The 10861-nt window shown below is 72.7% G+C and carries 7 protein-coding genes; 3 read left to right on the plus strand and 4 right to left on the minus strand.

Features of this window, described 5'->3' with window-relative positions; all coding sequences use genetic code 11:
- Window positions 1-20: 20 nt before the first annotated feature.
- Window positions 21-1541, minus strand: coding sequence for a glycerol kinase GlpK (glpK, locus tag K7787_RS19945; RefSeq protein ID WP_019983948.1), 1521 nt, complete (start codon window positions 1539-1541; stop codon window positions 21-23).
- 472 nt (window positions 1542-2013) lie between these two features.
- Here glpK and K7787_RS19950 point away from each other — a divergent pair, with 472 nt between their 5' ends.
- Window positions 2014-2550 carry an NUDIX domain-containing protein gene (locus tag K7787_RS19950; RefSeq protein ID WP_223002410.1) on the plus strand — a complete coding sequence of 179 codons (537 nt, stop codon included), beginning with the start codon at window positions 2014-2016 and terminating at the stop codon, window positions 2548-2550.
- Here K7787_RS19950 and K7787_RS19955 read toward each other — a convergent pair.
- On the minus strand, window positions 2541-4919 hold the full coding sequence (locus K7787_RS19955; RefSeq protein WP_223002411.1) for a glycoside hydrolase family 31 protein: 2379 nt from the start codon (window positions 4917-4919) through the stop codon (window positions 2541-2543). The two genes, K7787_RS19950 and K7787_RS19955, sit on opposite strands and share 10 nt — an antisense overlap.
- A 213-nt stretch (window positions 4920-5132) precedes the next feature.
- Here K7787_RS19955 and K7787_RS19960 point away from each other — a divergent pair, with 213 nt between their 5' ends.
- Both K7787_RS19960 and K7787_RS19965 read left to right on the plus strand, forming a co-directional pair.
- Window positions 5133-7100 carry an acetoacetate--CoA ligase gene (locus K7787_RS19960; protein ID WP_223002412.1) on the plus strand — a complete coding sequence of 656 codons (1968 nt, stop codon included), beginning with the start codon at window positions 5133-5135 and terminating at the stop codon, window positions 7098-7100.
- A gap of 224 nt (window positions 7101-7324) precedes the next feature.
- Window positions 7325-8221, plus strand: a complete 897-nt coding sequence (locus tag K7787_RS19965) for a DUF8829 domain-containing protein (protein WP_223002413.1) — start codon at window positions 7325-7327, stop codon at window positions 8219-8221.
- Between the two features lie 117 nt (window positions 8222-8338).
- Here the strand turns inward: K7787_RS19965 and ptsP are convergent, their stop codons facing one another.
- Window positions 8339-10009 (minus strand): phosphoenolpyruvate--protein phosphotransferase, encoded by a 1671-nt coding sequence (gene ptsP / locus K7787_RS19970; RefSeq protein ID WP_223002414.1) that lies wholly within the window; start codon window positions 10007-10009, stop codon window positions 8339-8341.
- A 77-nt stretch (window positions 10010-10086) separates the two neighbouring features.
- On the minus strand, window positions 10087-10536 hold the full coding sequence (locus K7787_RS19975; protein ID WP_009187520.1) for a PTS sugar transporter subunit IIA: 450 nt from the start codon (window positions 10534-10536) through the stop codon (window positions 10087-10089).
- Window positions 10537-10861: the final 325 nt, after the last annotated feature.

Raw genomic sequence — 10861 nt, forward strand, 5'->3', positions numbered from 1 at the left:
GGGGGACCGGCGGGCGCGGCCTAGCCCTCGCCGTCCTCCAGCCAGCCGAAGCTCTTCTCCACGGCCTTGCGCCAGTTGTGGTGCTCGCGGTCGCGGACGGCCGGTTCCATGGACGGCGTCCACTCGGCGTCCTTCTTCCAGTGCGACTTCAGCTCGTCGAGGTCGTTCCACACCCCGGTGGCGAGTCCGGCCGCGTAGGCGGCGCCCAGACAGGTGGTCTCGGAGACCTTGGGACGGATCACCGGGACGCCGAGCACGTCCGCCTGGTGCTGCATGAGCAGGTTGTTCTTCGTCATGCCGCCGTCCACCTTCAGGGTGGTCAGTTCCACTCCGGAGTCCTGGTACATCGCGTCCACCACTTCGCGCGTCTGCCAGCTGGTCGCCTCCAGCACCGCCCGCGCGAGGTGCGCCTTGGTGACGTACCGGGTCAGCCCGGTGACCACACCCCGGGCGTCCGAACGCCAGTACGGCGCGAACAGGCCGGAGAACGCGGGCACGATGTACGCGCCGCCGTTGTCCGCGACGCTCGCCGCCAGCGGCTCGATCTCGTCGGCGGTGCGGATGATGCCGAGCTGGTCGCGGAACCACTGCACCAGCGCGCCCGTGATCGCGATCGCGCCCTCCAGGCAGTAGACCGGGGCCTCCTCACCGATCTTGTAGCCCATGGTGGTGAGCAGGCCGCTCTTGGACGGCACGGGCCGGTTGCCGGTGTTCAGCAGCAGGAAGCTGCCGGTGCCGTAGGTGTTCTTGGCGTCCCCCACGTCGTAGCAGGCCTGCCCGAACACGGCCGCCTGCTGGTCGCCGAGGGCCGACGCCACCGGCACACCCGCAAGCGGTCCCACGGCGGTGCCGTACACCTCCGAGGAGGACCGGATCTCGGGGAGGATCGCCTCCGGGATGTTCATCGCGGACAGGATGGACTCGTCCCACTGGAGGGTCTCCAGGTTCATCAGCATGGTGCGGCCGGCGTTGGTGACGTCGGTGACGTGCCGGCCGCCGTTCGTGCCGCCGGTCAGGTTCCAGATGAGCCAGGAGTCGATGGTGCCGAAGGCGATCTCCCCGCGCTCGGCGCGGTCGCGCAGGCCCGGTACGTGGTCCAGCAGCCAGGCCGCCTTCGGGCCGGAGAAGTAGCTGGCGAGCGGCAGGCCGGTCTGCTCGCGGAAACGATCCTGTCCCTCCGCGCCGCCCAGTTCGTTGCACAGCGCCGCGGTACGGGTGTCCTGCCAGACGATCGCGTTGTGCACGGGCTTGCCGGTGGCGCGGTCCCACAGGACCGTCGTCTCGCGCTGATTGGTGATGCCGAGGGCACTGACCTGGTCGGCGCGCAGCCCCGCCTTGGCCGTCGCGCCCGCGACCACCGCCTGGGTCTTGGACCAGATCTCCGTGGCGTCGTGCTCGACCCAGCCGGGCTTGGGGAAGATCTGGCGGTGCTCGCGCTGGTCGACCGCGACGATGGAGCCGCTGTGGTCGAAGACGATGCAGCGGCTCGAAGTGGTGCCCTGGTCGATTGCGGCCACGTACTTCTCGGCGTTGTCCGTCATGGCTACCCCTAGATGGCGAGGGTCGGAGGGCCGCGCCGGGCCGGTGCCCGGGAACGCCTTCCGATCAGCGGAAACGGTGTGCGGGCCCGGGCCGCGGGTCCGGCGGGTCGTACGACCGTGCCCCTGGGTACGCGGACACGGCCGAGGGCCGGGAGCGGCGAGCCCCCGATGCCCTCACTGATGTCATTTTGTCCGCATCGGCATGAATCTGCGCGCGATGGGCGGCGGGTGCGACCGCCCCGGCGCGAACAGGGCTCGCACGCGGCGGGCGCGGGCGGCCACGCGCCGGGACGGCGCGGAGAACGCAGGACTCCGCCGTCCGTCACGGTCAGTGTTCCGCCGGACACCGACAGCGTCAACCCGTCCACCCCGCCAGTGTCCGCGTCCGCCGCCGGGACCCGTCTCCCGGCGACGGCGGACCCCGGGCCGGCCGCGACAAGACGCTTGTCGTCTCATCGGATACAGTCCGCGCGTGTCCGAGAATCAGCACCTGACCGCCAACTCCGCACCGGGCTCCCACTGTTCGAGCTGCGGAGCGCCCTACGCACCGGGCGTCACCGGCTGGCCCCGCACCTGCCCGTCCTGCGGGACGGCGACCTACCGCAACCCGCTGCCGGTCGCCGTGGCCCTCCAGCCCGTGTACGACACCAAGGGCACCGCCCTGGTCGTGATCACCCGCACCATCGCTCCCGCGCGCGGAGGCACCGCACTGCCGGGCGGCTACATCGACGACCGGGAGGACTGGCGGCACGCCGTGGTCCGCGAACTCAAGGAGGAGACCGGGATCGACGCGGCCGCCCGCGACGTACGGCTCATCGACGCCATGAGCGCGCCCGACGGCCACCTGCTGCTCTTCGGCCTGCTCCCCGAACGCCCGGCCGACACCCTGCCGCAGTCCGCCGCGACGGACGAGACGGAGGGCTGGCACCTGCTGCGCAGGCCCGAGGAGCTGGCCTTCCCGCTGCACACCATCGCCGCACGCGCCTGGTTCGAGGGCCGCTACATCTGACCCCGGCCCTCGCCCAGCCCCCGCACGCGCACCGGACGGGAGGGCGCCTGCGCACCGCCCTCCCGCTCACCCTCCACCACCACGCGCCCGTCCTTCAGCCGCACCGTGTAGCGCTCGACCTGCGCCTCCGCCCAGCCGTCTCCGGGGTCCGGCACCACCAGCCCGCCCCCGGCACGCCCCGGAGCCGGCGCCCACACCTCCAGCTCCATCCCGCCATGGTCGCCCCGCACGGGGATCACCGCCCCCGCGCGCGCGAACACGGGTATCCGCGCGAGCGGAGCGTCCACCACCACCTGCCCCGGCCCCTCGTACGCCCGCCCCGTCGCCGTGTCGTACCAGCGGCCCCGCGGCAGCCGCACCCCGCGCCGCTCCGCCCCCGCCTCGAGCACCGGAGCCACCAGCAGGGCGTCGCCGAGCAGGAAGGCGTCCTCGCAGTCGCGCAGCGCACGGTCCTCCGGGGTGCCCCACCACACCGGACGCACATAGGGCGCCCCCGTGCGCCGGGCCAGCTGCGCCAGCGTCACGAAGTACGGCAGCAGACGGCGGCGCTCGACGAGCGCCACGCGCGCGTGCCCCAGTACCTCCGCCCCGAACTCCCACGGCTCCCGGCGACCCGCCCGCACACTCGCGTGGGTCCGGAACAGCGGCAGGTACGACGCCAGCTGGAACCAGCGCAGATACAGCTCCGGCGAAGGACACCCGTCGAACCCGCCGACGTCCGGACCCGAGTACGGCACCCCGCACAGACCGAGACCCAGCACCAGCGACAGCGACGCCCGCAGCCCCGGCCAGCCGGTGGCCACGTCCCCCGACCAGGTGCCGCCGTACCGCTGCATGCCGGCCCAGCCCGAGCGGGAGAAGACGAACGGCCGCTCCTCGGGCGCCCGTTCGCGCACCCCCTCGTACCCGGCGCGCGCCATGCACAGCGCGTACACGTTGTGCGCCTCGCGATGGTCGCCGCCCCGGCCCTCCAGCGCGTGCCGGGCCGAGCGGGGCAGCGTCGTCTCGCCGAAGGCGGCGAAGGAGGTCGGCTCGTTCATGGCGTGCCAGAAACCCGCGAACCCCTGTGCGATCCGCTCCTCGTAGAGCCCGCCCCACCACTCCCGCACGCGCGCGTGCGTGAAGTCCGGGAAGACCACCTCCCCGGGCCACCCCACGCCCCGCACGACGCTCCCAGAGGCGTCCCGCACGAAGGCGTCCTCGGCCGTGCCCGCCTCGAACACGGCGTTCCCGGGCGCGGCCCGCACCGCGGGATCGACGATCGACACCAGCCGGATCCCGTCCCGGCGCAGCTCCTCGGCCAGCACCGGCAGTTTCGGGAAACGGTCCTGATCGACCGTGAACACCTGGTGCGCGTCGTAGTGGTCGATGTCCAGATGCACCGCGTCCAGGGGCAGCCCACGCTCGTGATAGCCCGCGACGATCCGCCGCACCTCCTGCTCGTCGCCGAAACCCCAGCGGGCGTGCTGATGGCCGAGCGCCCACGCGGGCGGCACCGCCGCCGCCCCGGTGAGCGAGGCCCAGACCTGCGCCACGCGCGCGGGAGTGCCGACGACCACCCAGCAGCGGAGCGGGCCGCCGGCCATCCTCAGCTCGCTCGTCCCCGCCCGGTCATGGCCCGAGCCGGCGCCCTCCACGCCCTCCCGCAGCGTGACCGTGCCGTCGAAGGAGTTGTCGTGGAACACCAGATGCGTGCCCGCGTCGGCGACGACCAACTGGACCGGCATCGTGATGTACAGCGGATCGTCGCCGGGGCCGAACGGGCGACCGGGATCGGTGTTCCACAGCCGGTGCACCCCGTCGCGCAGCCGCGGCCCCGACGCCCGCCCGCCCAGACCGAAGAACCGGGCGTCGGCCGCCACCTCCGAGCGCTGCGTCCAGCGCGCGGCGCCGCCGCCCACCGGCTCCCACCAGCGCGGCGGCAGATCCCGCCGCAGCGGCACCCCGCCGGGCGTGCACACCTGGATCGCGCCGTACCGCGAGACGGTGACCGTGACCCGCTCCGCCACCACCCGCCAGCCGCCGTCCTTGTCCGGCTCCAGCACCGCCCGCGGATCAGGCTCCGGACAGCGCCCCGCGAGCGCGTACGACGGCTCGGGGCCCGCCCCGTCCCAGCCCCAGAAGACGGCGCCGTTGACGGCGACCCGGACCCGCAGCTGCGACCGGCCGAAACGCAGAACACCGCCCCCGGGCCGCGGCTCCGCGTCCACCACCGCACCGGGCACCCGCGCGCGCTCGGCCCCGCGCGGCGGCAGACCCCTGGCGTCGGCGCGCCGTCTGCGCCAGGCGGCCCGTACGGTGCGGACCGTCCGGACCGCCCCCGCCGAACCGACCGCCTTCACCGAACGCACCAGGTCACGAGCTTCCATGCCGCTCACCCTGCCATCGACCGATCGCCGTGAGGGCGTCGTTCAACTGCCGTTCACCCAGGCTCGGACGACATCTTCACGGCACGCACGGTGTGAGGCGAGCCCTGGTGCGCAAGTCGATCACATGGCATCGTCCGTGTCAGCCGCGTCACGCGCACACCCCAGCACGTGCGCGGACCGACGCACACGACGCGCACAGTCCGGGAGCCGCCCATGTCGACCGTGAACCCCCAGCCGCTCTGGCAGCCCGACCCGCAGCGGACCGCCGACGCACAGATCACCGAGTTCCAGGCCTGGGCGGCCGAGCACCACGGAGCGCCCGCCGAGGGCGGCTACCCGGCCCTCCACCGCTGGTCCGTCGAACAGCTGGACACCTTCTGGAAAGCCGTCACGGAGTGGTTCGACGTACGGTTCTCCACCCCCTACGCGCGCGTACTGGGCGACCGCTCGATGCCCGGCGCCGAGTGGTTCCCCGGCGCACGGCTGAACTACGCCGAGCACGCGCTGCGCGCCGCCGACGCCCGCCCGGACGAGCCCGCCCTCCTCCACCTCGACGAGACCCACGAGCCCCGCCCCGTGTCCTGGGCCGAACTGCGCCGCCAGGTGGGCTCCCTCGCCGCCGAACTGCGCGCCCTCGGCGTACGCCCCGGCGACCGCGTCAGCGGCTATCTGCCGAACGTCCCCCAGGCCGTCGTCGCCCTCCTCGCCACGGCCGCGGTGGGCGGCGTCTGGACCTCCTGCGCCCCCGACTTCGGCGCCCGCAGCGTCCTGGACCGGTTCCAGCAGGTCGAACCGGTCGTCCTGTTCACCGTCGACGGCTACCGCTACGGCGGCAAGGAGCACGACCGCCGCGACGTCGTCGCCGAACTGCGCCGCGAGCTGCCCACCCTGCGGGCCGTCGTCCACATCCCGCTGCTCGGCACCCCGGCCCCCGAGGGCGCCCTGGAGTGGTCCGCCCTGACCTCCGCCGACGTGGCGCCCGTCTTCGAGCAGGTGCCGTTCGACCACCCGCTGTGGGTCCTGTACTCCTCCGGCACCACCGGCCTGCCCAAGGCGATCGTGCAGTCCCAGGGCGGCATCCTGGTCGAGCACCTCAAGCAGCTCGGCCTGCACTGCGACCTCGGCCCGCGAGACCGCTTCTTCTGGTACACGTCGACCGGCTGGATGATGTGGAACTTCCTCGTCTCCGGCCTGCTGACCGGCACGACGATCGTCCTCTACGACGGCAGCCCGGGCCACCCCGACACCGGCGCCCAGTGGCGGGTCGCCGAACGCACCGGAGCCACCCTCTTCGGCACCTCCGCCGCGTACGTCATGGCCTGCCGCAAGGCGGAGGTGCACCCCGCCCGCGACTTCGACCTCTCCTCGGTCCGCTGCGTCGCCACCACGGGCTCCCCGCTCCCGCCCGACGGCTTCCGCTGGCTGCACGACGAGGTCGGCGACGACGTGTGGATCGCCTCCGTCAGCGGCGGCACCGACGTCTGCTCCTGCTTCGCCGGCGCCGTGCCGACCCTCCCCGTGTACATCGGCGAACTTCAGGCCCCCTGCCTCGGCACCGACCTCCAGTCCTGGGACCCGAGCGGCGCACCGCTGACCGACGAGGTCGGCGAGCTGGTGGTCGTCAACCCCATGCCGTCCATGCCGATCCACTTCTGGAACGACCCCGACGGCAGCCGCTACCACGACAGCTACTTCGCCATGTACCCCGGCGTCTGGCGGCACGGCGACTGGATCACCCTCACCTCACGCGGCTCCGTGATCATCCACGGCCGCTCCGACTCCACCCTGAACCGCCAGGGCGTCCGCATGGGGTCCGCCGACATCTACGAGGCGGTCGAACGGCTGCCCGAGATCAAGGAATCCCTCGTCATCGGCGTCGAACAGCCCGACGGCGGCTACTGGATGCCGCTCTTCGTCCACCTCGCCCCCGGCGCCGTGCTCGACGACGCCCTCCTGGACCGCGTCAAGCGCACCATCCGCGAACAGCTCTCGCCCCGCCATGTCCCCGACGAGATCATCGCGGTGCCGGGCATCCCGCACACCCTGACCGGCAAGCGCATCGAGGTCCCGGTCAAGCGCCTTCTCCAGGGCACCCCACTGGAGAAGGCCGTCAACCCCGGCTCCATCGACGACCTCGACCTGCTGCGCTTCTACGAGGACCTGGCCCGCAAGCGCGCCTGACGCGACCTGGACAGCCCGGCGGTCCCGGCCCTCACCGTCACACTCGGCGAGCACCGGGGCCGCCCGCGGCCACGTTGGCCAGCGCCACCCCCGCCTCTGACCTGCGCCGTCCGTCACCCTCCGGCTCTCGCACCCCGCGTTGTCAGTGCCCTCGATTACTGTGAGTGAGCATTGATCGATCCCTGCGTACAGGGGACGACGAACAACGAACACGGGGGAAGAACATGGCGCACACCGACCACCACACCCTGCGGCGCGTCCTGCGCCGGGAGATCGCCGGCACCATCGGCCTGCTCGCCGACGAACAGGACTTCAGCGCCATGCGGCGCTACCGCAGCTTCACCTTCGACGACCACACCACCTACCTGCAACAGGTCGAAGAACTCCTCAAAACCAGGGCCGCGGAGGGCGGCCACACCACCGTCGCCCTCTTCGACCCCGAGGAATACGCCGCGTACTGCGCGGACGCCGGCCTCGACCCCGACGCCCCCGCGAGCCGCACCCGCTACACCGCCGAACTGGCAGCCGCCGGACCGAACCTTCCCTACGACGGCAGGCCCCTCGCCGAGATCGTCCCCGACCTCGTGGGCGAAGCCGTCCGCCAGGCCACCTGGGAGTACGCCTCCACCCTGCTGTCCCGGCTGGGCCCCTGCACCTCCTGCGGCGAGGACATCGGCCGCGCCGCCTTCGCTCGGGCCGCGGAACTGGTCGCCCGCATCCTCGACACCGCGCCGCCCGGCGAGCGGCACCTGGTCTGCACCACCTCGACCGCACCGGAAACCCTCACCGCCGTCCTCCACGCGGACGACGAGGACGACGGCGCCGTCAGCCTGGACGAGGCCGAGGCCCTCGAATTCACCACGGTCCTCGCCCTCGGCATCGCCACCCGCAGCCCCGGCGGACTCGTCATGCGCACCATCGCCCCGGGCGTCCCCGACCGGATCTACGGCTGGCGCCTGCGCGGCGACGGCCTGCACCCCCTCACCGCCGGCGAGGTCTTCGACGCCTACTGCACCGACATCGAATCCGGCGACCTCGTCGCCCCGGAATCCGGCGTCGACTACTGCGTGCCGCCCGACCTCGGCGACGAAGGACCGACGACATCCCCGCACCGCCACTGAGAACCGTCGAGTGCCGGCACGGGAACAGCCGTACCGGCACCGGAACACAAGGAGGGGCGCCCCACCCGCAGGTGAAGCGCCCCTCCCGGGCCGGCCGGAGAACGGCCGGCGGCCGGATCACTCGCCCGACAGCACCGCCTGAGCCGCCTGCCGCGCCTCTTCGGCGCTGTCCGCGGCCCGCGCCGCCGCAGCGGCGCGCTCGCACTGCGCGAGTGTGTACTTCGCCAGCGTCGCCCGCACGTAGGGAAGCGACGCCGCACCCATGGACAGGGAGGTGACACCCAGACCGGTCAGCACACACGCGAGCAGCGGGTCGGAGGCGGCCTCGCCGCAGACACCACAGCTCTTGCCCTCGGCCTGGGCCGCGTCGGCGGCCATCGCGACCAGGTCGAGCAGCGCGGGCTGCCACGGGTCCTGCAGCCGGGACACCGCACCCACCTGCCGGTCGGCCGCGAAGGTGTACTGCGCCAGGTCATTGGTTCCCAGCGACAGGAACTCGACCTCCTGAAGCACCGAGCGCGCCCGCAGCGCCGCCGAGGGGATCTCGACCATCGCACCGAACTTCGCCCGCAGCCCCGCCGCACGGCAGGCGTCCGCGAACGCCTTGGCGTCCGCCCGGTCCGCCACCATCGGAGCCATGACCTCCAGGTGCACCGGCAGCCCCTCGGCGGCCTTCGCGAGCGCCGTCAGCTGCGTGCGCAGCACCTCCGGGTGGTCCAGCAGCGTCCGCAGACCGCGCACACCGAGGGCGGGGTTCGGTTCGTCGGCCGGGGTCAGGAACTGAAGCGGTTTGTCCGCACCCGCGTCCAGCACCCGCACGACCACCCGGCCCTCGGGGAAGGCCTCCAGCACCTGCCGGTACGCCTCGACCTGCTTCTCCTCCGACGGCGCCTTCTTGTCGTCGTCCAGGAAGAGGAACTCGGTCCGGAACAGCCCCACACCCTCGGCGCCGGCCTCGACCGCCGCCGCCACGTCGGCGGGACCGCCGATGTTGGCGAGCAGCGGCACCTTGTGCCCGTCGGAGGTGGCGCCCGGACCCGTCGAGGCGGCCAGCGCGGCCTTGCGCTCGGCGGCCGCGGCCTCCAGCTGCGCCTTCTTCTCGGCGCTGGGGTTCACGAAGATCTCGCCGCTGCTGCCGTCCACCGCGATCACCGTGCCCTCGGCCAGTTCACCGGCGCCGGGCAGAGCCACGACGGCCGGCACGCCGAGCGCCCGCGCCAGGATGGCGCTGTGGCTCGTCGGTCCGCCCTCCTCGGTGACGAAGCCGAGGACGAGCGTCGGGTCCAGCAGCGCCGTGTCGGCGGGAGCGAGGTCCCGGGCGACCAGGACGTAGGGCTCGTCGCTGTCCGGCACACCCGGCATGGGCACGCCGAGCAGGCGCGCCACGATGCGGTTGCGCACGTCGTCCAGGTCGGCCACCCGGCCCGCGAGGTACTCACCGGCGCCGGCCAGCAGGTCCCGGTACGCGGCGAAGGCGTCGTAGACCGCGCGCTCCGCGGTGCTGCCCACGGCGATGCGCCGGTCCACGTCCGCGATCAGCTCGGGGTCCTGTGCCATCAGGGCCTGCGCCTCGAGCACCGCCTGGGCCTCGCCGCCCGCGAGATTGCCGCGCGCGGTCAGGTCGGCCGCCACAGCCTCCACGGCCTGACGGGCGCGCCCCTGTTCGCGCTCCGCCTCGTCCGCCGGTATCTGCTTGGCGGGCGGCTCCAGCACCGCCGTGCCCATGTGCCGAACCTCGCCGATGGCCACCCCGTGGCTCACTCCGACGCCTCGCAGCGTTGTCTCCATCTGACCCGTCTCCATTAGTGCGGCGGCTGGGCCGCTGTGGTGGTTGTTCTGGTCGCCGTATGCGGAACGGCGGGGAGTCACTTCCAGGAGAAGAGACTGTCGCCGGTCTTCAGCTCGCCGCTGTCGCGTAGATCGGTGAGCGACTCGGCGGTGGCCTCCAGGGCCACGACCGGGCAGACGGGGGACTTGCCGGCCGCCTCGACGGCGGCGGGGTTCCAGCGCACCACGGCCTGGCCGCGCGTCACCGTGTCGCCTTTGTTCACGAGCAGCTCGAAGCCCTCGCCGTTGAGCTGAACGGTGTCGATGCCGAGGTGGGTGAGCACGCCGTGGCCCTGCTCGTCGACGACGACGAAGGCGTGCGGGTGCAGCGAGACGATGACTCCGTCCACGGGAGAGACCGCCTCGGACGGCTCACGCACGGGGTCGATCGCCGTGCCGGGGCCGACCATGGCGCCGGAGAAGACCGGGTCCGGCACGGCAGCGAGTCCGATGGCGCGTCCGGCGAGCGGTGACGTCACGGTGGTCATGGGAAGCCTCCCAGGGGTGGAGAGTCGATGAGCCGTCACTGCTTGTCCCGGACGGCGCGCTGTGCAGCAGGGTATGTCACGGTAAGTACCGGTTCCGGGCGAGAGCTTACGACAGCTCCCGTTGGTGGTCTAGACCACCCTTCCAACGGATTTGCACCCACTCGGCGGAGCGCTGTAGAGTCGTACTCCTGCCGGGGACGAGTGACGCTCACCAGCGTGCCCGCCCGGCGGCATCCAACTTGTCAGATCCTATCTCGGGATCATCTTCCGCATGTCCGCGGGACGGTGGTCAGAGAGACCGGAAAACCCTGATAGTGTTTGGAAC

Source organism: Streptomyces sennicomposti, assembly GCF_019890635.1.
In the GTDB taxonomy this organism is placed as follows: domain Bacteria; phylum Actinomycetota; class Actinomycetes; order Streptomycetales; family Streptomycetaceae; genus Streptomyces; species Streptomyces sennicomposti.